22 protein-coding genes are annotated in these 22636 nt (G+C 65.9%); 9 read left to right on the top strand and 13 right to left on the bottom strand.

The window, feature by feature from the left end:
* Positions 1-5 precede the first annotated feature (5 nt).
* A complete protein-coding gene (gene phoU, locus MRBLSP13_RS21820; RefSeq protein ID WP_363739067.1) occupies positions 6-698 on the top strand; it encodes a phosphate signaling complex protein PhoU in 693 nt (230 codons plus the stop codon).
* A 2-nt stretch (positions 699-700) separates the two neighbouring features.
* On the top strand, positions 701-1402 hold the full coding sequence (gene phoB, locus MRBLSP13_RS21815; protein ID WP_363739065.1) for a phosphate regulon transcriptional regulator PhoB: 702 nt from the start codon (positions 701-703) through the stop codon (positions 1400-1402).
* A 107-nt stretch (positions 1403-1509) separates the two neighbouring features.
* On the opposite strand, the gene MRBLSP13_RS21810 is transcribed toward phoB, so the two are convergent.
* The 7 genes from MRBLSP13_RS21810 to MRBLSP13_RS21780 form a co-directional block, all read right to left on the bottom strand.
* A complete protein-coding gene (locus MRBLSP13_RS21810; protein WP_133653626.1) occupies positions 1510-1689 on the bottom strand; it encodes a Trm112 family protein in 180 nt (59 codons plus the stop codon).
* Positions 1686-2294, bottom strand: a complete 609-nt coding sequence (locus tag MRBLSP13_RS21805; protein WP_363756597.1) for an LON peptidase substrate-binding domain-containing protein — start codon at positions 2292-2294, stop codon at positions 1686-1688. The genes MRBLSP13_RS21810 and MRBLSP13_RS21805 overlap by 4 nt, the downstream gene beginning before the upstream one ends.
* A 13-nt stretch (positions 2295-2307) precedes the next feature.
* The gene (locus tag MRBLSP13_RS21800; RefSeq protein WP_363739263.1) at positions 2308-3219 is read right to left on the bottom strand and encodes a tetratricopeptide repeat protein; all 912 of its coding nucleotides are present in this window, start codon (positions 3217-3219) and stop codon (positions 2308-2310) included.
* An 87-nt stretch (positions 3220-3306) separates the two neighbouring features.
* Complete coding sequence (locus MRBLSP13_RS21795) at positions 3307-4152, bottom strand: MipA/OmpV family protein (protein ID WP_363739059.1); 846 nt, start codon at positions 4150-4152, stop codon at positions 3307-3309.
* A 72-nt stretch (positions 4153-4224) separates the two neighbouring features.
* Positions 4225-4638, bottom strand: a complete 414-nt coding sequence (locus MRBLSP13_RS21790; protein WP_414714742.1) for a DUF2141 domain-containing protein — start codon at positions 4636-4638, stop codon at positions 4225-4227.
* A gap of 33 nt (positions 4639-4671) precedes the next feature.
* Positions 4672-5385, bottom strand: a complete 714-nt coding sequence (locus MRBLSP13_RS21785) for a sterol desaturase family protein (protein WP_363739261.1) — start codon at positions 5383-5385, stop codon at positions 4672-4674.
* A gap of 39 nt (positions 5386-5424) precedes the next feature.
* The gene (locus tag MRBLSP13_RS21780) at positions 5425-6315 is read right to left on the bottom strand and encodes a prephenate dehydratase (RefSeq protein WP_363739055.1); all 891 of its coding nucleotides are present in this window, start codon (positions 6313-6315) and stop codon (positions 5425-5427) included.
* A gap of 186 nt (positions 6316-6501) precedes the next feature.
* Between MRBLSP13_RS21780 and MRBLSP13_RS21775 the strand changes: the two genes are divergently transcribed.
* Positions 6502-7122, top strand: coding sequence for a c-type cytochrome (locus tag MRBLSP13_RS21775; protein WP_363739053.1), 621 nt, complete (start codon positions 6502-6504; stop codon positions 7120-7122).
* 388 nt (positions 7123-7510) lie between these two features.
* Here the strand turns inward: MRBLSP13_RS21775 and MRBLSP13_RS21770 are convergent, their stop codons facing one another.
* Positions 7511-8827 carry a hemolysin family protein gene (locus MRBLSP13_RS21770; RefSeq protein ID WP_363756595.1) on the bottom strand — a complete coding sequence of 439 codons (1317 nt, stop codon included), beginning with the start codon at positions 8825-8827 and terminating at the stop codon, positions 7511-7513.
* 151 nt (positions 8828-8978) lie between these two features.
* On the opposite strand from MRBLSP13_RS21770, the gene MRBLSP13_RS21765 reads away from it, so the two are divergent.
* Positions 8979-9659: an OmpA family protein gene (locus tag MRBLSP13_RS21765; RefSeq protein WP_133653619.1), complete on the top strand. Its 681-nt coding sequence runs from the start codon at positions 8979-8981 to the stop codon at positions 9657-9659.
* 234 nt (positions 9660-9893) lie between these two features.
* Here MRBLSP13_RS21765 and MRBLSP13_RS21760 read toward each other — a convergent pair whose 3' ends face one another.
* The 4 genes from MRBLSP13_RS21760 to MRBLSP13_RS21745 are packed head-to-tail and all read right to left on the bottom strand — an operon-like array spanning position 9894 to position 15490.
* Positions 9894-11408 carry a Ppx/GppA family phosphatase gene (locus MRBLSP13_RS21760; RefSeq protein ID WP_363739049.1) on the bottom strand — a complete coding sequence of 505 codons (1515 nt, stop codon included), beginning with the start codon at positions 11406-11408 and terminating at the stop codon, positions 9894-9896.
* 5 nt (positions 11409-11413) lie between these two features.
* A complete protein-coding gene (locus tag MRBLSP13_RS21755; protein ID WP_363756593.1) occupies positions 11414-13552 on the bottom strand; it encodes an RNA degradosome polyphosphate kinase in 2139 nt (712 codons plus the stop codon).
* 28 nt (positions 13553-13580) lie between these two features.
* Positions 13581-14195: a chromosomal replication initiator DnaA gene (locus tag MRBLSP13_RS21750; RefSeq protein ID WP_363756693.1), complete on the bottom strand. Its 615-nt coding sequence runs from the start codon at positions 14193-14195 to the stop codon at positions 13581-13583.
* Between the two features lie 8 nt (positions 14196-14203).
* The gene (locus MRBLSP13_RS21745; protein ID WP_363756591.1) at positions 14204-15490 is read right to left on the bottom strand and encodes a heavy-metal-associated domain-containing protein; all 1287 of its coding nucleotides are present in this window, start codon (positions 15488-15490) and stop codon (positions 14204-14206) included.
* A 152-nt stretch (positions 15491-15642) separates the two neighbouring features.
* Here MRBLSP13_RS21745 and purM point away from each other — a divergent pair, with 152 nt between their 5' ends.
* Genes purM through nadB form a run of 4 tightly spaced genes read left to right on the top strand, consistent with a single transcriptional unit; the run spans position 15643 to position 20348 of the window.
* Positions 15643-16737, top strand: coding sequence for a phosphoribosylformylglycinamidine cyclo-ligase (gene purM, locus MRBLSP13_RS21740; RefSeq protein WP_363756589.1), 1095 nt, complete (start codon positions 15643-15645; stop codon positions 16735-16737).
* A complete protein-coding gene (gene purN, locus MRBLSP13_RS21735; protein ID WP_363756587.1) occupies positions 16713-17714 on the top strand; it encodes a phosphoribosylglycinamide formyltransferase in 1002 nt (333 codons plus the stop codon). Before purM ends, purN begins: the two co-directional genes overlap by 25 nt.
* A 54-nt stretch (positions 17715-17768) precedes the next feature.
* Positions 17769-18716 carry an ABC transporter ATP-binding protein gene (locus MRBLSP13_RS21730; protein ID WP_363739037.1) on the top strand — a complete coding sequence of 316 codons (948 nt, stop codon included), beginning with the start codon at positions 17769-17771 and terminating at the stop codon, positions 18714-18716.
* Positions 18717-18728: 12 nt separating this feature from the next.
* Positions 18729-20348, top strand: coding sequence for an L-aspartate oxidase (gene nadB / locus MRBLSP13_RS21725; protein ID WP_363739035.1), 1620 nt, complete (start codon positions 18729-18731; stop codon positions 20346-20348).
* A gap of 108 nt (positions 20349-20456) precedes the next feature.
* On the opposite strand, the gene MRBLSP13_RS21720 is transcribed toward nadB, so the two are convergent.
* Entirely contained in the window at positions 20457-21290 is an 834-nt protein-coding gene (locus tag MRBLSP13_RS21720; protein WP_363739033.1) for an alpha/beta fold hydrolase, read from the bottom strand.
* 169 nt (positions 21291-21459) lie between these two features.
* On the opposite strand from MRBLSP13_RS21720, the gene MRBLSP13_RS21715 reads away from it, so the two are divergent.
* On the top strand, positions 21460-22614 hold the full coding sequence (locus tag MRBLSP13_RS21715) for a serine hydrolase (RefSeq protein ID WP_363756585.1): 1155 nt from the start codon (positions 21460-21462) through the stop codon (positions 22612-22614).
* The last annotated feature ends 22 nt before the right edge of the window (positions 22615-22636 follow it).

Raw genomic sequence — 22636 nt, 5'->3', positions numbered from 1 at the left:
GAGACATGGCAGAACATACGATCAAGGCGTTCGATCAGGAAATGGACAAGCTGCGCGGCTTGATCGCCGAAATGGGCGGCCGCGCGGAATCCGCGATCGAAAAGGCGATGCTGGCGCTGCAGCGCCATGACAAGGTGATGGCGGCCGAAGTCGTCGCGGAGGACAAGCGGATCGACGCCATAGAGGCGGAAGTCGAAAAGCTCGCCATCGAAATCATCGCCCTGCGCGCGCCCATGGCCAACGATCTGCGCGACGTGATCGCTGCGCTCAAGATCGTGGGCGTGGTCGAACGGATCGGCGATTATGCCAAGAACATCGCCAAGCGGGTTCCGCTGATTTCCGCCAACCAGCGCACGCAGGAACCGATCGCCCTTCTTCCTTCCATGGGCCAGGTCGCGGGCGAGATGGTGCAGGATGCGTTGAACGCCTTTGCCGCGCGGGACGCGGACCTGGCCGTCGCCGTGGTCGAGCGCGACACGGTGGTGGACGATTTCTACAACAGCGTCTTCCGCACGCTCGTCACCTTCATGGTCGAAAATCCCAAGACGATCAGCGAATGCGCGCATCTGCTGTTCATCGCCAAGAATATCGAGCGGATCGGCGACCATGCCACCAATGTGGCGGAGATGGTCTATTATGCCGCGACCGGCCAGACCCTGCCCGACCGCGAACGCGGCGGCGCGGCGGCGGAGGGCTGACCATGGCGCGCGCAAAGATGCTGCTGGTGGAGGATGACGCGGCGCTGGCCGAACTGCTCATCTGGCATTTCAAGCGCGAGGATTTCGAAGTCGCGCACACCGTCGACGGCGAGGAAGCGCTGCTCCTCGCGCAGGAGAATGTGCCCGACATCGTGCTGCTCGACTGGATGGTGGAAAGCCTGTCGGGGATCGAGGTCTGCCGCCGCCTTCGCCGCATGAACGGCACCGCGAACGTGCCGATCATCATGCTGACGGCACGCGGCGAGGAGGAGGATCGCGTCCGCGGCCTGGAAACCGGCGCCGACGATTATGTGACCAAGCCCTTTTCCCCCCGCGAACTGGTGGCGCGTGTCGGCGCGGTGCTGCGCCGCGTGCGCCCGGCGCTGGCGGGCGAGACGCTGACCTTCTCGGATGTCGAGATGGACACGGTCGGCCACAAGGTCCGCCGCAGCGGGCAGGTGATCCCGCTCGGCCCCACGGAGTTCCGGCTGCTCAAGCATTTCCTGGAGCATCCCGGCTGGGTCTTCTCGCGCGAGCGGCTGCTGGACAGCGTCTGGGGGCAGGACAGCGACATCGAACTGCGCACGGTGGATGTGCACATCCGGCGATTGCGCAAGGCGATCAACGCGGACGGCCGCCATCACGACATCATCCGCACGGTGCGTTCGGCGGGTTATGCGCTGGATACGGACGGAGTGGCATAGAGCGATTTCCAAGCGATCGGAACCGATCTCTGGTCAAGAAATCGCGGAAAACAGGAAAACCAGAGCGGCTGCCTGAAAATCACCCCCTGGCGCATCCGCCACGGCCATCACCCGTTGATGGACCGCGCCTCTCGCACCACCAGCACCGGGACGCCGTCCCGTACCGGAAAGGCGAGCCCGGCCGCCTCGGACAGCAATTCGCTCCGCTCTGCGTCCCAGCGCAGCGGCGTGCGCGTGACGGGGCAGACCAGCTTCGCAAGCAGTGCCGGGTCGAGCACGGCGCTCATTGCATCGTTGCTCCGCCGTCGCGTTCGATCCGCCCGACGATCTGCATCAGCTGGATGATCCGGTCGGCCCGCTCGCCCAGCGTATCGGCCTCCAGCAGGGTCTGCTTGGCCGCGGGATCGAAGGGCACGATCTGCGCGATCCCGTTCACCAGCGCCATGTCGTCCAGCCGCGACACCGCCGTCCAGTCGACCACATAGCCCAGCGTCTCGGCAAAGCGGCGCGATTCCTGCTCCAGCGCCGCCCGCTCCACCGCGGAGAGGATTTCATCCTCTTGCGGAACCAGCTCGACATCCGCCTCGATCTGGCGGAAGGCGGTGGGAACGGCCAGTTCCCGTACGACCCGAAAGCGCGCAATGCCCTTCAGCAGGATATTGTACCGCCCGCCCTCCAGCGCCTCGATATGGGTGATATGGCCCAGGCATCCGACGTCGAAGAGCGCGGGCTTCACCCCCTCCTCCCGCGGCTGGATCATACCGATGCGCCTGTCCCGCGCCATGGCGTCATGGATCATCGCCTGATAGCGCGGCTCGAAAATATGCAGCGGCAAGTCCATGCCCGGCAACAGCAGCGCGCCCGGCAGCGGAAATATAGAGACGCGCGCCATCACGCCGCGCCGGTCAGGAAAAGAGGATCTGGGACAGCTTGCGCCGTTGCGCCGCGACCCACGGATCCTCCAGCCCCGTCGCCTCGAAGAGCGTGAGGAGCTGCGCCCGCGCCGCGCCGTCATTCCATGCCCGGTCGCGCCGCACGATCTCCAGCAGTTCCTCCGCCGCCCGGTCGCGCTCGCCATTGGCCACCAGGCCGTTCGCCAGCTCAAATCGCGCCTCATGATCATCGGGATCAGCAGCGACCTTCGCCTCGACAGCCGAAAGATCGGCCACTGGCTTCGCATCGCGCGCCAAGGCGATGGCGGCGCGTGCCCGCTCCACCGCCTGGTCCTTCGCCGCCTCGGCGGGCAGGGCCGCCAATGCCGCTTCCGCTTCCTCGAACCGGCCCAGCGCCACCAGCGCCCGCGCCGCGCCCGAAGCCACCTCGGCATTGTCCGGCACCATCTGCGCAATCTGCTCGAAAACGGACAGCGCCCGCTCCGCTTCCCCACCGGCCAGCAATTCCTCGCCCATGGCGATCAGCGGGGCGATCTCCTCCAACTGCGCCTTCTCGTCCGATTCGATCGGCAACTGGCCCAGCAACTGGTCAAGATATTGCTTGAGCTGCCCTTCCGTCCGCGCCTGGCTGAGGTCGGCCACGGGCTGGCCCTGGAACACGGCATAGACGGTGGGAATCGACTGGACGCGGAATTGCGCGGCGATGAACTTGTCCTCATCGACATTGATCTTGACCAGCTTGACGCCCTTGGCCGCATAGTCGGCGCAAACCTTCTCGATCACAGGCGCCAACTGCTTGCAGGGCCCACACCATTCGGCCCAGAAATCGACGATCACCAGGCTGGTGCGCGACGGCTCCACCACATCGCGGCGGAAAGTCTCCACCGATGCCTTGTCGGCCTCGCTCAGTCCAAGGGTCGCCACTTCTCTCATCTCCTGCTGCAACGCGGTTGCCAAGCCGCCCTCATACAGCGCCTTATGTGGGGCGTCACCCCATAGGAACAAGGGAGATCAGAAGGTATAGCCGACGCCGACGGCCCCGATCCACTGGTTCCGGGAGCCCGCGACGGACACGATCGGCGAGGCCGCATAGTCGCCCAGGATGCGCGAATAGCTGGCCGCCGCGAAGATCGCCCAGCCATGGCGCAGATCGCCCGACAGCGACTTGCCGCCCGCCAGGCTGAAATTCACCTTCTTGAACCCCGAACCATTGCCCGCCCCGTCATAGGCGGGCAGACCCGATGCGGCGGCCGCCGCCGGATCGATGTCATAATAATAGCGGCCATATTTCCTGCCGACATAGTCGGCCGACACGCCCAGCCCGACAAAGGCCGTCTGCGACAGCGGCGTCATATATTCTATCGCGGGGGTGATGACATAGCTTTCATGCGCGCCCGCCACGTCCCTGGTCACGGCGACGCGCGCGGACAGATTGTCATAGGCGCTGGTGATCACCCCGGTCTTGCCGATGCCGACAAAGCCCCCGACCTCGACCGCCACATCGCGCTTTCCCAGCAGCCGGACGGCGTCATCCTTGATGTTCTTGCGGCTCGACCGGTCGAAGCGGACATTGACCACCGGCCCCAGTTCAACGTCCAGGCCGTCGGTGTCGCGGTTCGGGATCGCGTCGACATAAAGGGCGGACCCGCGCGTCCAGAAGGCGAAATCCTTCACCTTGCCGCGAAATTGCGGGATCGGCAGCACGCGATAATCGTCCGACCCCTCATAGCTTGGCACCGTGGCGACGCCCATGCCGACCGTCAGGCTGCTGTGATCCTCCTCCTGGGCGAAAGCGCCAGGCGCAAGGCAGAGGGCCACGACGGCGAGCGCCGCGGAGAAACGATGGCGATGATGCATGGCGACCCTGTTCGCAGATATAGTCGGTCAGGATAATGTTTTTACGCCATTCCCGTTCCGCCAGCGCGACTTTCAGAGGAAATATTTGACCTTGATGTCCTGCCGCACCGCTGCCTCCGCCATGGCGAACTGCGCCGACCGGAAACTGGGCGCGCCGAAACGGATGGCCGGATTGCGGGAAAAACCCACCCCCTCGCGCGGGATGCCGACCAGCGTGTCCAGCTTTCCATTGCCATTTTCGTCATGGACGATGGCGATGGCGTAGGTGCCCGGCTCCATCCGCCCCAGCGGCACGATGCCCGTGGTTGCGGGGACCGTGAACTGGCGCGCGTCCGGATCGCCCCGGCAATCGGGGAAATGGTCCGCCTGCCGCGTCACGCAGATCAGGAAATTGCCCTTGGAGGAACGCAGGCCCTGCACGTCCATGCTGAGCGGCTGCGCCTGGTCCACAGACGCCGCGCCCATCGCCATCGGGACCGCCGCCATCAATGCTGCCTTGCCCTTCACGCCTGTCTTTCCCTAAAAATGACCCAATCCCCTGTCGGTCCCGCACAGCCGGTCCCATACACGAAAATACAGGCCGTAATTGCACGCATATTGTTCATGATGCCGCTGATGGTGGCTGGCGGTGATCAGCCAGCGCCCCGCCGGACCGTGCACCATCCAGCGCGGAAACATCTCCCACCCCATATGATTGCTGACGCCCATCACCGTCATGATCGTCAGCACGACGCCCAGCGCGCCCACATGGATCGGTATCAGGAAGACCAGCGCGGGAATCACGACCGCGCCGGTCACCGCCTCCCATGGATGGAAACTCATCGCGGCCCAGGCGGTCGGCGGGCGGCTGGCATGATGCACGGCATGGGCGATCCGGAACGGACGGGGCCGGTGCATCCATCGATGCGTCCAGTAGAACCAGCCGTCATGCGCGGCGAGGTAAAGGAGGACCGAGAGCGGCAGATACCAGAGCGGAAAGGCATGGACGTCGACATAGACCTGCGTCCAGCCATGCGCCTGCCAGCCCCAGGCGACGACGCCCGCGGGCACGCCATAGATGAGGGCGGAGGCCAGCGACCAGGCGATTTCCCGCCGGATCTGCCGGTCCAGACCCCGGTAGAGGCCGGGCTTGCGATAGCGCGTCGCCCAGGCGAACGCGCCACTCGTCAACAGATAGCGAATGCCCACGATCAGGCTCATGGCCAGGGCGGACAGAAGGATCGCGACGAGCATGCGGCCGACCATAGGCGGTCCCATGCTGTCAGTCACGCGTCAGGTGCGGGGTCGCGCCTGGCGATAGCTGCCCAATATCCGGACCCATTTGGTGTGGAATTCAAGCTCCGCCAGCGCCCGGTCGACGGCGGGATCGCCGGGCATCCCCTCGATGTCGCAATAAAATTCGGTCGCGGCGAAGCTGGCACCGCGCTGGTAGCTTTCCAGCTTCGTCATATTGACGCCGTTGGTCGCAAAGCCGCCCATCGCCTTGTAGAGCGCGGCCGGTATGTTCTTCACCTCGAACAGGAAAGTGGTCATGACCGGTCCGACGCCAGCCACCGGCATTCCGGGCTCGCGCGCGAGCACCAGGAAGCGGGTCATATTATCGTCGCTGTCCTCGATATTCTCGGCCACCAGCCGCAGGCCATAGAGCTCCGCCGCCAGATAGGGGGCGACCGCCCCCTCGCCCGACACCCTGGCTTCCGCGACCAGCGCCGCCGCGCCCGCGGTATCGGCATAGCTGATCGGCTGAATGCCCCGCTCCCGCAGATAATGGCGGCACTGGCCCAGCGCCTGCGGATGGCTGATGGCGCTTTTGAGGGGCGCGTCGTCGATCGCCATCAGGCAGTGCCGGACGCGCAGGAAATATTCGTCGACGATGTGCAGCCCGGATTCAGGCAGCAGGAAATGCATGTCGGCCACCCGGCCATGCAGGCTGTTCTCGATCGGGATGATCGCCCGCGCGGCATAACCATTGCGGACCGCATCGATCGCATCCTCGAACGCGAAGCAGGGCAAGGGTACGCAATCGGGCGCATAGCCCAGAGCGGCCAGGTGCGAATTGGCGCCCGGCGCACCTTGAAAGGCGACGGCGCGTGCGGGATCGGCGGCTGCCTTCGCGTTCAGTTCCGCGACCAGATCGCGGGCGGGAGCGGGATAGTTTTCCATGGACGCCTGCGCGCTTATTCACTTCGTCCCGCCCGCGCAAGCATCCTCTCCGGCTGCAAAGCCATGAAAAGCGTGCGCGAACCCGTTCAAGCCCGCTTGCGCGTTCGCGCTTGCGCCATTATGGCAGCGCGCTAGAGGGGACGCGTTCCAAGCGGCCAGAACAGAAATCCAGGGGAATCCGAGCGAATGGGCGATCGTTTCAACACCGCTGCCGGTTGGGCTTTGTTCGCGGGTATCATCGCGCTGGGCGGTGCCATCGTCAGTTCCAAATTCTTCCATGAGGAACGGCCCGAGAAAATGGGCTACGCCATCGAAGGCGTGGAAGCGGAAGGCGGAAGCGCCGCGGCCAGCGGACCCGGCCTCAACACCCTGCTCGCCAGCGCCGATGTGGCAGCGGGCGAGAAGGTGTTCGCGAAATGCGCGGCCTGCCATACCGCGAACCAGGGCGGCGCCAACGGCATCGGCCCCAACCTGTATGGCACGGTTGGCGAGGGGATCGGCCAGGGCAAGGGCGGCTTCGCCTTCTCCGACGCGCTCAAGAGCAAGGGCGGCAACTGGACTTTCGAGAATCTCGATCACTGGCTGACCTCTCCGCGTGAATTCGCGCCCGGCACCAAGATGACCTTCGCGGGCCTGGGCAATCCGGTCGACCGCGCGAACCTGATCGCCTGGCTCAACACCCAGGGTTCGAACCTGCCGCTGCCCGCCGCGGATGCGGCCCCGGCGGCCGCCGGCGACAATGCCGCCGAAGGGGACAACGCCGCCGCCAATGCAGCAGAGGCGCCCGCCGCCAACGCGGCGAAGTAAGAACCGGCACTCTTTCCACTGGAGCGATTTCCAAGCGATCGGAACCGAACGCTGGTCAAGAAATCGCGGCAAACAAGGAAACCAGAGCGGCGATCTGATTCAATCAGATCGAAACCCGCTCCAGAATCATGAGGATGAGGGGCGTGGCCGATCGCGGTCGCGCCCCTCGCTGCATCAGAAGCGCGCATTGGTGGTGGATCGATTCGCTTCCTGGCCAACGCGCTGTTCAGGGATACGTCGCGCTCGGCGGGCCTTCCTCCGCCACAATCACATCTTCTGTGTCAGACGATCCCTGCCCTGCGCCCGGTGCAGCCCGATCACCAGCAAGCTATCGCCAAATTCCATCGATACCAGCGCCCTCGGGCGCGCCCAACGTCCAGCGCCGTGCTTATCGCTCCGCGATCAGCAGCTTGTCGATCTTGCGCCCATCCATGTCCACGATCTCGAATCGCCAGCCCTGATCGTCGATGAAATCGCCCACTTCGGGCAGGCGCTTGAGCAGCCACAGCGCATGGCCGGCGACCGTCGCATAATCCCGGTCCTCCGGCAGGTCGATGCCGATCCGATCCGCCAGCAGGTCGACGGGCATCTGGCCCGACACCAGCAGGCTGCCGTCCTCCCGCTCGACCAGGTCCGGCTCGTCCTCGCTGTCCAGGTCCGACACGAAATGGCCGGCAATGGCGGACAGCAGGTCGGCGGGCGTGGCTATCCCCTCGAAATGCCCATATTCGTCATGGACCATGACCATCGGCACCTCGGCCCGGCGCAGCACTTCCAGCGCGTCCATGGCGTCGACCTGATCCGGCACCACTTCCACTTTGCGCATCAGCCTTTCCAGGCTCAGCCCTTCGCCCCGGAACAGCGCCGCCATGATGTCGCGCGCCTGCACGACGCCGATAATGTCTTCCACCGTGCCCCTGCCCACCGGCAGGCGGGTGTGCGGCGTGTCGAGCAGCTTGGCGCGAATCGCCTGCTCGTCCGCCCCGATGTCGATCCAGTCGACATCCATGCGCTGGGTCATCACCTCGCGAACCGGCCGGTCGGCCAGCCGCACCACGCCTGAAATGATCGCCCGCTCGCTTTCCTCGATCACGCCGGACCTGCTCGCCTCGGCCACGATCAGGTGCAGCTCCTCCGCCGTCACCTGGCTCTCCGATTCGCGGGTCAGCCCCAGCATGCGGAAGATGAGCGCGCTCGACCCGTCCAGCACCCAGACGATGGGCGCGGTGATCTTCGCCAGCCAGAGCATCGGTCCGGCGACCAGCACCGCGATCGGCTCCGGCGCGCGCAGGGCGAACTGCTTGGGCACCAGTTCCCCGATGATCAGCGAGGCATAGGTGGTGAGGCCGATCACCAGAACGAAGCCGACATGCTGCGCGGCGTTGGGCGACAGGCCCAGCATCGCCAGCCGCTCGCCGGTCGGGCCGCCCAGGCTGGCCCCGGAATAGGCGCCGGCGATGATGCCGATCAGGGTGATGCCGATCTGCACCGTCGAAAGGAACTTGCCGGGATCACTCGCCGCCGCCAGCGCCGATCGCGCGCCGCGTCGCCCGGCTTTCTCCATCGCCTGGAGGCGCGGCTTGCGGGCGGACACGATCGCCAGTTCCGACATGGCGAACAGCCCGTTCAGCGCGACCAGCGCCAGGATGATGACGAGGTCGACCCAGGGAAAGGGCGTCGGAGCGTGCTGGGGGATATTGGCCATGGTGGTCGGCGGCCACCTATAACCTTGATTCTGTCAATTTCACAACCGTCCCATCATCCGCAGTTCAGTTCGCTTGTGGAACAAAGGCCTTGTCTCAACCATTGGGGGTGCATCCGCTCCGTTCGGACGCACGAGAAAGGGAACCATATACATGCGGAATTCTCATCGCATCATCGGCGTCGCCGGTCTGGCCGCCATGCTGGCCACCACCGCCTGCACCACCGATCCCAACACCGGCAACCGTACCATTTCCAAGGCGGCGATCGGCGGCATCGGCGGCGCGCTGGGCGGTTATCTGCTGGGCGATCTGGTCGGCGGCCGCCATGACCGCACCGAAAAGATATTGGGCGCGGGCATCGGCGCGGTCGCGGGCGCGGGCATCGGCGCCTATATGGACGCGCAGGAACGAAAATTGCGGGAACAGACCGCCGGCAGCGGCGTGGACGTGATCCGCGACGGCGACAATCTGGTGCTCCGCATGCCGTCGGGCATCACCTTCGCCACGGACAGTTCCGCCGTGCAGCCGCAATTCCAGCCGACGCTGAATGACGTCGCTTCCGTACTGGCCCAATATCCCAAGACCTATATCGACGTTTACGGCCACACCGACAGCGACGGCACCGATGCCTATAATCAGGCGTTATCGGAACGGCGGGCCCAGGCGGTGGGCGATTATCTGACGACGCACGGCGTCCAGTCGGCCCGCATCGCCACGCGCGGTTTCGGGGAAACCCAGCCGATCGCCTCCAACGCCACGGCGGAGGGCAAGGCGGCCAACCGCCGCGTCGAAATCAAGATCGCGCCCGTGACGGAGCAGGACGTCCGCAGCTGAGGCTGAACGCCGGATCATGCCCTGCCTGCGTGGGGCATAGCCTTAAACATTGCCCGGAAATGCGCGAAAGGCGCATTTCCGGGCAATCTCCCATGCCGGATCGACATTCAGATGATGACGAGCCGGAAATGCTGATTTTTCGTGACCCGGCGGGCAGCGTACTTCCAGTATGGGAGCACCGGAAGCACGGAAAGCCGCCATTTACAGGCCGTCAGGGCTGAATGTCGATCCGCCCTACCAGACCAGCCGGTATTTCACGCCCATGGCCTGGGCCAGTTGCCGCTGCCGCCGCTCGACCGCTTCGCCGAAAAGATCGGCGTCCACGCTTCGCAACCGCAGTTCAAGCACATTGCCGTCCATCTCCAGGCGGGAGGCCAGCAAAGGCCCCTCCACCCCGCCGGACAGCCGCTGCCCCAGCCTGATCGCCAGGCCCCATAAGGTCGCTCTCTGAAGCGCTTCGGGCGGGGCCAGCCGCTCGATGCCGGGCGGCGTCGACACGCCGCCGCCGAAATTGCTGTGCAACGCCTGCGCCAGCATGGCGCGCTCGGTCGCGTTGATTCCGACCCAATTGCTGTGCAGCGCGATCTCGACGCCCCGGTCCGACCGGAAGTCGGGATTGGCGCGCCAGCCGACATCGGCCAACAGGCAGGCCGCCCGGCGAATCCGCCGCCATGCGCTGCCATCCTCCAGGAACAGCGGGGCGATCCAGCGTTCGATCATGTCGCCATGACCGGTGAAGCGCGCCTGCGCCTCGCCCTCCGCCTCCGCCGCGATCAGCAGTGGATCATCCGCCCGGATATCCGGCGGCAGATCGCTGAACAGCAGGCCTTCGCGCAGGCCATAGGCCGACACGACCAGCCTGCTGGACTTCAACTGGCGCACGATCACCGACAACAGCGCCGCCGCATCCGGCAGGGTCGGCACGCGCGATCCGGTGATCTGGGGAATATCCTTGAACCGCGCCTTTCCGACATGGGACACGATGCGCGTCAATTGTTCGGCGCGCGCGGCGGGCATCTCATATTGGTGGACGACGGGAAGCGGAAACTGGGTCAGTTCCATGTCGAACCGCGCCAGCGCGCGCCAGGATCCGCCGACCAGAAAAAAGGGAAGATCCGCAGGCGCATTCCACCCGGCCCTGGCCAGCATCTTCTTGACCATGCGTTCCAGCACCGCCGGCCCCTTGGCGCGGATTTGCGGCAGGCGCAGCACGCCCAGCGGCAGGGACACCGTCTCATGCACCGCACCATCGCGGATCCGCGCGAGTTCCAGGCTGCCACCACCCAGATCGCCGACAATGCCGTCCGCGCCCGGAATGCCCGACAGCACGCCATAAGCCGCGGCGATCGCCTCCTGCCCGCCGGACAGCAATTCGACCTCCAGCCCCATGGCGCTGGCGCGGCGGATGAAATCGTCGCCATTTTCCGCGTCCCGCACGGCGGCGGTGGCGACGCAGCGCACTTCCTGCACCTCCATCTCGCGGCAAAGATGGGCGAAGCGACCGATCGCACGCAGGCCCCGGTCCATGGCCTCCGCCTCGATCCGGCCAGTCTTGCCCAGGGACGCGCCCAATCCCGCCATCACCTTTTCGTTGAAGAGGATGAAGGGAATGCGGCGCGGCCCATCATAGACGACCAGGCGCACGCTGTTGGAACCGATGTCGATGATCGCGGTCCGCGCCTTGGCCCGATGGGGGGACGTCGCCATGCCGGGGGCAAGCGCCCGGACCTGGCTCAGCATGGAATTCATGCGGTTCAGGCCCGCCCGCGCAGGCGCAGCGTCGGCACCGCCTCGCTGTCCAGCGCGGCGCCGCGGCCCGAAAGGGACGGGTTGGTCATGAAATAGCGATGCAGGTTAAACGGCCGGTCGCCTGCCTCGACCCGGCTGTAATGGCCGTCACTGTCCAGCACCCAACTCTGCTCGCTGTCGATGAGGTTGGCGACCATCACCTGGTCCAGGATCTGGTCGTGCACGGTCGGGTTCTCCACCGGGGCCAGAAATTCCACGCGCCGATCGAAATTGCGCGGCATCCAGTCGGCCGAACTGATGAACACCTTCGCGCCGTTATTGGGCAGCGCCTTGCCATTGCCGAAGACGGTGATCCGGCTATGCTCCAGGAAGCGGCCGACCACCGACTTCACCCGGATATTCTCCGACATGCCCGGCACGCCCGGCCGCAGGCAGCATATGCCGCGCACGATGAGTTCGATCTGCACGCCCGCATTGCTCGCCGCATACAGCTTTTCCATGATCGCCGGGTCCACCAGCGAATTCATCTTCGCCCAGATGGTTCCCGGCCGCCCGGCGCGGACATGCTCTATCTCCGCATCGATCAGGTCGCACAGGCGGTTGCGCAGGTCGCGCGGCGACATGACCAGCTTTTCCAGCCGCTGCGGCTCGACATAGCCGGTGATGTAGTTGAACAGCGCCGCCGCATCCCGGCCATAGGCAGGGTCGGCGGTGAAGAAGCTGAGATCCGTGTAGATGCGCGCCGTCACCGGATGATAGTTGCCGGTGCCGAAATGACAGTAGGTGCGGAACGCCTCCCCTTCCCGCCGGACGACCATCGACACCTTGGCATGGGTCTTCCAGTCGATGAAGCCGTACACCACCTGGACCCCCGCGCGCTCCAGCGCGTCGGCCCACATCAGGTTCTGCTCCTCATCGAAGCGAGCCTTCAGTTCCACCACGGCGGTCACGGACTTGCCCGCCTCGGCCGCGTCGATCAGCGCCCGGATGATCGCGGACTGCTTGCCCGCGCGGTACAGCGTCTGCTTGATCGCCATGACATCGGGGTCGGACGCCGCCTGCTTCAGGAAGGACACCACCACGTCAAAGGCTTCATAGGGATGGTGGACGACAATGTCCTTCGCCCGGATCGCGGCAAAGCAATCACCGCCATATTCGCGGATGCGCTCTGGAAAACGGGGGGCATAGGGCTCGAACTTCAGGTCCGGCCGGTCTTCGTCCACCACGCCGGACAGGTCGCCGATGCCGACAAAGCCCTCCACCTCCGCGATGATCGCGTCATGGCCCTGGAGCATGTCCTGCAACATCTCCTCGACCGGCTCGGGGATGCGTTCCTCTATCTCCATGCGGATCACGCGGCCCCGCCGGCGGCGCTTGATGGCGCTGCGGAAATAGCGGACCAGATCCTCCGCCTCTTCCTCGATTTCGATGTCGCTGTCGCGGATGATGCGGAACACGCCGCTGTTGCGGACGCGATAGCCGGGGAAGAGGTCGGCGGAAAAGCGCCGGACCACCGCCTCCAGCGCCATATAGCGCGCCGTTTCGCCCGGCATCCGCACGAAACGGGCGAGCGAGGACGGGATCATCACCAGTTCGCGAATCGGCTGCTTGTCCGACAGCCGCTCCAGGTCGAAGACGATCGACAGGCCCTGATTGGGGATGAAGGGAAAGGGATGCGCCGGGTCCAGCGCCTGCGGCGTCAGGATCGGGAAGATCTGCGTCAGGAAATGATCCCGCAACCAGTTCCCGCAGCTTTCGTCCAGCGCGGTGGACGGGCCGACCACCTCTATCCCCACCTGCACCAGTTCGCCGTGCAGCGCACCCCATACCTTCTGCTGCGCAGCCATCAGCCGGGCGGTTTCCTCTGTGATGGCGGCCAGTTGCTGCGCCGGGGTCAGCCCGTCGGCGGAGCGCATGTCGACATCCTGCAACTGCTGCCCCTTGAGGCCCGCTACCCGCACGGAGAAGAACTCGTCCAGATTGGCGCCGGAAATCGACAGGAAGCGCAGCCGCTCCAGCAAGGGATGCGCCCGGTTCATCGCCTCCTCCAGCACGCGCTGGTTGAACGCCAGCCAGGACAGTTCCCGGTTGAAATAGCGGTCGCTGGGCAGGGTCAGGCTGGCGGATGGGTCGGCTTCGGCCACATGTCTCTCATCGTTCGGAACCGGAGGATCAGTCCGGGACTATAGGCAAAAATCCTGCACCTTGCAGGACATCTTTCGCCATAGCGGCAGAAATCTTACGTCCCGATGACAAGGCCGCCTCGTCCAGCAGGCGCGTCACGGCGGCGATGGCGGCATAGCTGCGCTCGATCCGGCGCAGCAGCCATTGCGGCAAGTCCGCCGCATAGCTTGCCCCGGCCGATGCCAGGAACCGATCGATCAGGGCATGCGCCAGCGCCTCGTCCGGCTGCTCCAGCGCGACATGGGGTGCCGCCGCCAGCCTCGACCGCAGGTCGGGAAGGGCCACCTGCCATTGCGCCGGCGGCGCGTCCGCGATCAGCAGCAGCGGGCGCCGGGCCGTCTGCGCATCGTTCCAGGCGTTGAACAGCGCCTGCTCATCCTGCCCCTGCGCATCGTCGATCATCGTCCCGCCGCTCTGCGCGACGAAATGGCGGCCCAATGTCGAACGGCCCGACAGGGGCGGCCCGCTCAGCACGCTGATCGACAGCGGCCATTCCCGCCAATTCTCCAGATGGCGGACGGCGATGCGATTGGCGTCGCTGACCAGGAAATCCTCGCCGCTCGCCCGATCAGGCCGGTCGAACGGCAGGCTGATCTGTCGCATGGCGCCGGTCATTGGGCGGCGGGGGCTCCGCTTCCCCCGCCCCGGCGGATGCGCAGCGTGTTGCCTGACACGGCGACATTATATCCCTTGGCGGCCAGCGCGGCGCGCAGCGAATCGACGGTGCCGTCGAAGCTCACCTGCATGACCGACGTGCCGCCGAGCGCGAGGCTGCTGGTCGCGGCCGAACGCACGCCCGGGACGGAACGCACGGCGGCCTCGCCCTGCGCGACCGATCCGACGTCGGGCGTGTCGAACTGGATCGCGTAGCTGCGCGTCGTGGCGGAGACCGCCGGCATGTCCAGCGTTTCCACCGGCAGATCGGCCGCATTTTCGATCTCCAGCGCATTGGGATCGACCGGCTCCTCGATGATCAGCGACGGGTCGGGACGCAGGCGGCCATCATTCAGCGCCTGGGTATAAAGCTGGTCGATCCGCTGCGTCGCCTGGTCCAGCATCTGCGGGATCGCGCTGTCGTTGGAAGCGCGCAGGGAAAAACTGCCGATCAGGAAATTGTCGGGGCCATAGCGCGCGGTGAAGGTGCCGGTCACCGGACCGCCAGGATATTGCCGGTCGAGCCGGGCGATCGGTATCACCACGTCCGCCGCGCCATATTGATCGAGCAGCACGCGCCACCACAGCCGCCCACGCCGCCCGGTCTGCCCCGCATTCAGCAGGATCGGGTCAGCGATGGACCCCGCCACGCGGACATAGTCGATGGCGCTGTCCCCGGTGCGGAAACGCGCCCAGGCCCTCTGCCATTCGTTGATCCGTTCATAGGACACGGCCGACCCGCCGTCCCACAGCACCGGGATCACCAGCAGCGGCGGCGAATGCACGACATTGCTGCCGGTGACGCCCAGCAACTGGCCGGTCCGCGCCCGGTCGAACATCACGCCCAGCGTGGCGACATAGCGGTTCGGCCCGGCCTGCTCATATTCGATCTCTATGCCCGAGATCATGCCTTCAAGCTGCGAATCGGACAGCGCCGGCGCGCCGCTGCCGCCATGGGTCCGGGCCCACAGCATCTGCCAGGCCCGCCGCTGCGCCAGCCGCCAGCCGGCCGTGCGCGCGCTGTCGGCATCCTTGGCGAAGACGTCGACCTTGACATGGCTCACCTGGAAATCGCCGCCGCTGGCGATCGGGGGCACGCCGCGCTCCCCCTCCATCTGCGCGACCAGAGTCGCGGCGGCGAGGCCAAGCACGATCGCGCCCAGAATCTGGAGAGGGCGCGAAGCCGCGCGAAACAGGTTCAGAGGCCGGAGGGACAGGCCGCGAAGGACAGGAGGCACGTTCACGCGCGTCCTTTTGGCGGGATTTGCCTGCGCTGCCAAGCGGCAACCCATTTCCCGTTTCGTTTTCCCCTCCTTTGTGCGTTATTGGGCTTGTCGCATTTTCTTCAGCGGTCAGATGTTTCCATCTGACCTGAAAATGCTTAGGGGCGACGGCCATGAGCGACACCGAATCCTACAGCTACGCCAAGGCTGGCGTCGACATCGCCGCGGGCAATGCGCTGGTCCGCGCCATCGCCCCGCTTGCCAAGGCCACCCGCCGCCCCGGCGCCGACGCGGAACTGGGCGGCTTCGGCGGCTTCTTCGACCTGAAGGCGGCCGGTTATGACGATCCCTTGCTGGTCGCGGCCAATGACGGCGTCGGCACCAAGCTGAAGCTCGCCATCGACCACAATGCCCATGACGGCGTCGGCATCGATCTTGTCGCCATGTGCGCCAACGACCTGATCGTGCAGGGCGCCGAACCGCTCTTCTTCCTGGACTATTATGCCACCGGCAAGCTGGAGAGCGGCGTCGCCGAACGCGTGATCGCGGGAATAGCGGAGGGCTGCAAGCAGGCCGGATGCGCCCTCATCGGCGGCGAAACGGCAGAAATGCCAGGCATGTACGGACCGGGCGACTATGACCTCGCCGGTTTCTGCGTCGGCGCGGTGGAACGGTCCAGGGCGCTGACCGGCAACAAGGTGAAGGCGGGCGACGTGCTGCTCGGCCTCGCCTCTTCGGGCGTGCATTCCAACGGCTTCTCGCTGGTCCGCCGCCTCGCCGCGGACAAGGGCTGGAAGCTCGACCGGCCGGCGATCTTCGACAATGAGGTGCTGCTGATCGACGCGCTGATGGCCCCGACGCGCATCTATGTGAAGTCGCTGCTGCCGCTGGTCCGCTCGGGCAGGATCAATGCGCTGGCCCATATCACGGGCGGCGGCCTGCTGGAAAACATCCCGCGCGTGCTGCCCGACGGCTGCCACGCCGTGGTCGACGCCGATGGCTGGGAACAGCCCCGCCTGATGGCCTTCCTGCAGGCCCAGGGCAATATCGAGCCGGAAGAGATGGCGCACACCTTCAACTGCGGCGTCGGCATGGTGCTGGCGGTGGACGCAGGCGCAGCCGACGCCGTGGCCGCCGATCTTGAGGCGGCGGGCGAAACCGTGCTGCGGGTCGGCATGGTGGAAGCGGGCGAACGGGGCTGCACGGTCAGGGGCTCCCAGGAAACGTGGAGCGCCAAGGCCGAATGGACCGCCACCCATCTGGGGTGAGTCGCGCGAACCGGACGGGGACTGTGCAAGTGAAGGCAAAGGTCGGCGTTCTGATTTCCGGACGTGGCTCGAACATGGCGGCGCTGCTCTATGCCGCCAGGCATCCGTCCTGCCCCTATGAGCTGGTTCTGGTCGCCGCCAACGACCCCGAAGCCCCCGGCCTGAAACTCGCCGCCGCAGAGGGCGTCCCCACCTTCGCGCACAGCCACAAGGGGCTGAAGCGCGCCGAGTTCGACCGGATCGTCGATGCGCAACTGCGCAGCGCCGGCGCGGAATATGTCGCGCTCGCCGGCTATATGCGCCTGCTCTCGCCGGAATTCGTCGCAGGATGGGAGGGCCGGATGCTCAACATCCACCCCAGCCTGCTGCCCAGATACAAGGGCCTCGGCACGCACCAGCAGGCGCTTGACGCCGGCGATTCCCATGCCGGCTGCTCGGTCCACATCGTCACCGCGGAACTGGACGACGGGCCGGTGCTTGGCCAGACCGCGGTCGCGATCCTGCCCGGCGACACCGCCGAGAGCCTGGCCGCGCGCGTCCTGATGGCGGAACATCAGCTCTATCCCCGCACGCTGGCGGAATTCGTCACCCGCGAACGCCAGCCCGAATGGCTGCTGAACAAGGTCAGGGAACACGCCCTTGCCCTGCCGCAGGCGGATGAGGTCACGTCCCATGGCATGCCCTGCTTCGGCATCGAAAAGGGCAAGAAATTCGCCTATTTCTCTCAAGGTAATCACGGCGACGGCGTCATCGCCATCCTCGTCAAGACGACGGCGCCCGAAGAACAGGCCATGCTGATCGAGAGTGACCCCGCCCGCTATTACCGCCCCGCCTATTTCGGCGACGGCTGGGTCGGCATCAGGCTCGACCTCGGCGATACGGACTGGGACCATATCGGGGACCGCCTGGACAAGAGCTGGCGCACGGTAGCGCCGCGAAAGCTGTTGGGATTGAAGGATATCGCCGATCAGTTCTGAGCGGCGCTTCAGGGCGCTTTGATTTTCTCCTGTTTTCCCCCCAGATAGGCAGCCATGACCGACACCGCCCCCCCTCCCGCCCCCGCCCCGCAGGCCGCCATCGAGATCACCAACCTCTCCAAGGTCTACAAGGGCGGGAAGCAGGCGCTCGACAACATCAATCTCACCATTCCGCGTGGGCAGATATATGGCCTGCTCGGCCCCAATGGCGCGGGCAAGTCGACCACGATCAACATCCTCGCGGGCCTGGTGAACAAGACCAGCGGCACCGCGCGGATCTGGGGCTTCGACATCGACCAGAACCCCCGCAACGCCAAGAACAGCATCGGCATCGTCCCGCAGGAGATCGTCTTCGACCCCTTCTTCACGCCATTCGAGACGCTGGAGAACCAGGCGGGCTATTATGGCGTGCCCAGGGACCGCCGCCGATCGATGGAATTGCTGCGCGCCGTGCATCTGGAGGACAAGGCCAACGCCTATGCCCGGACGCTTTCGGGCGGCATGAAACGCCGCCTGCTGGTGGCGAAGGCGATGGTGCATTCGCCGCCGATCCTGGTGCTGGACGAACCGACCGCCGGCGTCGACGTGCAGCTTCGCCAGCAGCTCTGGGCCTATGTGCGGGAATTGAACCGGCAGGGCGTGACCATCGTGCTGACCACCCACTATCTGGAGGAGGCCGAGGAGCTGTGCGACCGCATCGGCATCATCAACCATGGCAGGGTCATCACGGACAAGCCGACCCGCGAACTGATCGCCATGGCGCAGGAGAAAGTGGTGCAGGTGACGGTCGACCGCGACGTGGTGACGCCCCCCGCCGACCCCAGTTTCGAGAAGATAGAATTGTCCGACGAACGCACGCTGACGATCACCTATATGAAGAACCGCGCCAATGCGGGCCAGGTGCTGAGCGCCGTGCAGGCGAGCGGCCTGTCGATCGTGGACGTGGTAACGCGCGACCCGGACCTGGAGGATGTGTTCCTCAACCTGACCGCCGCGGCCTGAGCGAGTAAGTAAATGCCCATCACCACCTATGACGTCGTCATCATCGGTTCCGGCGCGGCGGGGCTGACGGCCGCCATCAATCTGGCGCAGGATCGCAAGGTCGTGGTCCTTGCCAAGGGCGCGCTCGACGGCGGCTCCACCAACTGGGCGCAGGGCGGCATTGCCGCCGTACTCGACGCCGGTGACAGTTTCGAGGCGCATATCGACGACACGATGGTCGCGGGCGCGGGCCTGAACGACCGCAGCACGGTGGAATTCGTCGTCTCGGAGGCCCCCGCCGCCATCGAGCGGCTTGCGGAACTGGGCGTGCCCTTCAATCCCAATGAGGAGGGGAGCGGGGAGGAATTCGGCGAGCGCTGGCACCTGACCCGCGAAGGCGGCCACAGCCACCGCCGCATCGTCCATGTCGACGACGCCACGGGCCACGCCGTTCAGGTCGCGCTGCTGAAGGCCGCCCGCGCCAATCCGAACATCACGCTGCTGGAGGACAGGGTCGCCGTCGACCTCATCACCAGCCGCCATGGGGAGAGATATTCGGGCGACGGCCATGTCTGGGGCGTCTACGCCTTCAACAAGCAGAGCAAGCATGTCGACGCCATAGTGGGCAAGGCGACGATCCTCTGCACCGGCGGCGCGGGCCGCACCTATCTCTTCTCCACCGCGCCCCGTGGGGCGACCGGGGACGGCATCGCCATGGCCTGGCGCGCGGGCTGCCGCGTCTCCAACATGGAGATGAACCAGTTCCACCCCACCTGCCTCTACAATCTGGAGGTCAAGAATTTCCTGATCACCGAAGCGGTGCGCGGCGAAGGCGGTCACCTCAAGCTCCCCCCCGGCGTGCCGGGCGGCGGCGAGCGGTTCATGCCCCGCTTCGACGATCGCGCCGAACTGGCGCCGCGCGACGTGGTTGCCCGCGCCATCGACCATGAGATCAAGCGGCTCGGCCTCGACTATGTCCATCTCGACATCAGCCACAAGCCGCCGGAATTCGTGCGCACCCATTTCCCGACCATCTATGCGCGCCTGCTGGACCTCGACATCGACATCACGAAGGAGCCGATCCCGGTCGTCCCGGCGCAGCATTATACCTGCGGCGGCGTTGTCATCGACCTCGACGGCCGCACCGACCTGCCGGGCCTCTATGCCGCGGGCGAAGTCACCGAAAGCGGCCTGCACGGGGCCAACCGCCTCGCCTCCAACTCGCTGCTGGAATGCTTCGTCTTCGGGGAAGCCGCCGCCCGGCATATCCGCGCCCATTGGCACGAACTGCCCGCGCCCCCGCCAATCCGCCCCTGGGACGAAAGCCGCGTCACCAATTCGGACGAGGAAGTCATCGTCCAGCATAACTGGAAGGAAATCCGCCGCTTCATGTGGGACTATGTCGGCATCGTCCGCACCACCAAGCGGCTGGAGCGCGCCCAGCACCGCATCGACCTGTTGGCCAAGGAAGTGGACGAATATTACGGCTATTTCCGCGTGACCCCCGACCTGATCGAACTGCGCAACCTGCTGGAGGTGGCGCGGCTGGTCGTCCGGTCGGCCCTGCACCGGAAGGAAAGCCGGGGGCTGCATTACACGCTCGATTATCCGGCCATGTTGCCGCAGGCGGTCGATACGGTACTCACCCCCTGAAAAAAATGGCGCAACGCCGGTCGCGTTGCGCCATCAGTCGAGGAGTGACGCGAGGAGGTGCGTCAGCCTGTGTTTAGCGCCGCCGACTCGCCCCGCCCTTGATCGACGTCAAATCGGCTTCAGGAAATCGCCGAGGATCGCGTTGAAGCGGGCCGGCTGATCCACCATGACGACATGGCCGCTGGGGCCGACCGGCACCAGCCGGACGCCACGCTTGGCGGCATAGGCGGCACGGAAGGTACGGCCGATGTCGCTCGCCTGCGCCGCATCGCTGCCGACGGCATAGACGACCTCCATGGGCGGGGCGAGCCGCGCCAGTTGCGGCCCCAGATCGACATTGGCCAGATCGCGCAGCGCATTGGCGATCACGTCCGGATCGCTGCCGCGCGCGCCCGGCATCTCCGCCAGCATCTGCGCCAGATAGGCACGGCCTGCCTTGGTACCCGTGAAATATTGGCCAAGCTGATCGGCGAGGAACCCCATGCCCTGCGCCGTGCCGCCAACCATCGCCGCTCCTTCGGGCAACATGTCGACCACCATCAGCCGCCCCGCCAGCCCCTTGAGGCCCAGCATCATCGCCAGCGTGCCGCCCATGCTGTGACCGACAATGGCGGGCCGTTCCAGCCCGGCCGCCGCGATATAGCGGGCGATCTCATCCGCCACCGGCTGGACCAGCGGCCCGCTGGCATTGGCCTCCGCCGGCAACCCCGCAAAGCCCCTTATGTGCACCAGATGCCAGCGATAGCCCGAAAGCGCGCCGACCACCCCGTTCCACAGTCCCGGCCCGCTCGCCAGGCCCGCGATCAGGACGACGTCCCGCCCCGCCCCGCGCGTCGTGACGGCGATCCGGCGGGAGGCGAAGGGCGCCGCCCAGGCCCCTGGCGCCAGCGCGCCACCCGCCAGCAGCAGCGCCGCGCCCTGCAACATGGTCCGTCTGTTCATTACTGCACGCATGCCCGCCTTCTTGCAGGCCGCCGCCTGAACCTCAACTGAGTTAAGGCGCGCTTTGTTCAGCCTCCTTACATCGCGTTTGTGGAATCGTTCGTCGCATGATTCTTGTCAGCCGCCGCGCGTGCGAACCCTAATGAAACAGGAGAGTGCGGGGATTTTGATGACCAATTTCAAGCGAGGGCGCAAAGGGCGTCCAAATGGCGGCAATGGCGGCTCTGTCCGGCTTGTCCTGTTGATGGCGGCGCTGTCGGCCTGCGTCAGCGCGCCGCAGCAGCCTTATGCGGCTGTCGGGCAAAAGCCCCAGCCCACCACGGCGACCTTCCCGATCAAACCGGTCGCCAATCCGCCCAAATCCTTTGACAGCTTGAATGTCGACCAGCGGGAAACGCCGCCGCCCGCCCTGGTCAGCGTCGTCCGCAATCTCGGCCAGAGCTTCAACGGCAAGGTCGGCATCGCGGTGCGCCGCGTCGGCAGCGACTGGACCGTCGCCTGGAACGGCAATCTGCTCTTCCCGCAGCAGAGCGTGTCGAAGCTGTGGGTGTCGATGACCTTCCTCGACGCGGTGGACCGCGGCAAGATCCGCCTCAGCGACAGCACCACCATCACGAAGAAGGACCTGACCCTCTTCCACCAGCCAACCGCGGCGCTGGTCGGCAATGCGGGCTGGACCACCACCTATTCCGACCTCATGCGCCGCGCCATGACGCAGAGCGACAATACCGCCAACGACACGCTGCTGCGCGCCGTCGGCGGGCCGGACGCGGTGCGCAGTTATCTCGCCCGCCGCTATATCAAGGATATCCGCTTCGGCCCCGGTGAGCGGCTGCTCCAATCCACCACCGCCGGCCTGGAATGGCGGCAGGATTATTCCATCGGCCGCAATTTCTACGCCGCCCGGGCCAAGCTGCCCATGTCGGCGCGGCAGAAGGCGCTGGACAATTATCTCGCCAGCCCGCCTGATGGCGCGGCACCCTCCTCCATCGTGCACGCCCTGGCAAAGCTGAAGCAGAACGACATGCTGTCCCCGGCATCGTCGCAACTGCTGCTCTCGATCATGGGCGAGGCGAAGACCGGGCCGCAACGCATCAAGGGCGGCGTGCCGGCCGGCTGGCACTATCTGCACAAGACCGGCACGGGGCAGGAACTGGGCGCGCGCTCGACCGGCTTCAATGACATCGGCATCATGACCGCGCCCGACGGCACCTGCTATGCGGTCGCGGTGATGATCGGCAGCACCACCGAACCGATCCCGGTACGCTGGCAATTGATGCAGGCCGTTGCGAAGGCGGTCGTGGCGAACCACGAGACGCGGTAGCCCGGAAACGCAACCTGCTCCC

It is taken from the genome of Sphingobium sp. LSP13-1-1.1 (assembly GCF_040676415.1).
Classification (GTDB): Bacteria; Pseudomonadota; Alphaproteobacteria; order Sphingomonadales; family Sphingomonadaceae; genus Sphingobium.
The sequence above is the reverse complement of the archived record's forward strand: the minus strand, read 5'-3'. Positions and strand labels throughout refer to the sequence as shown.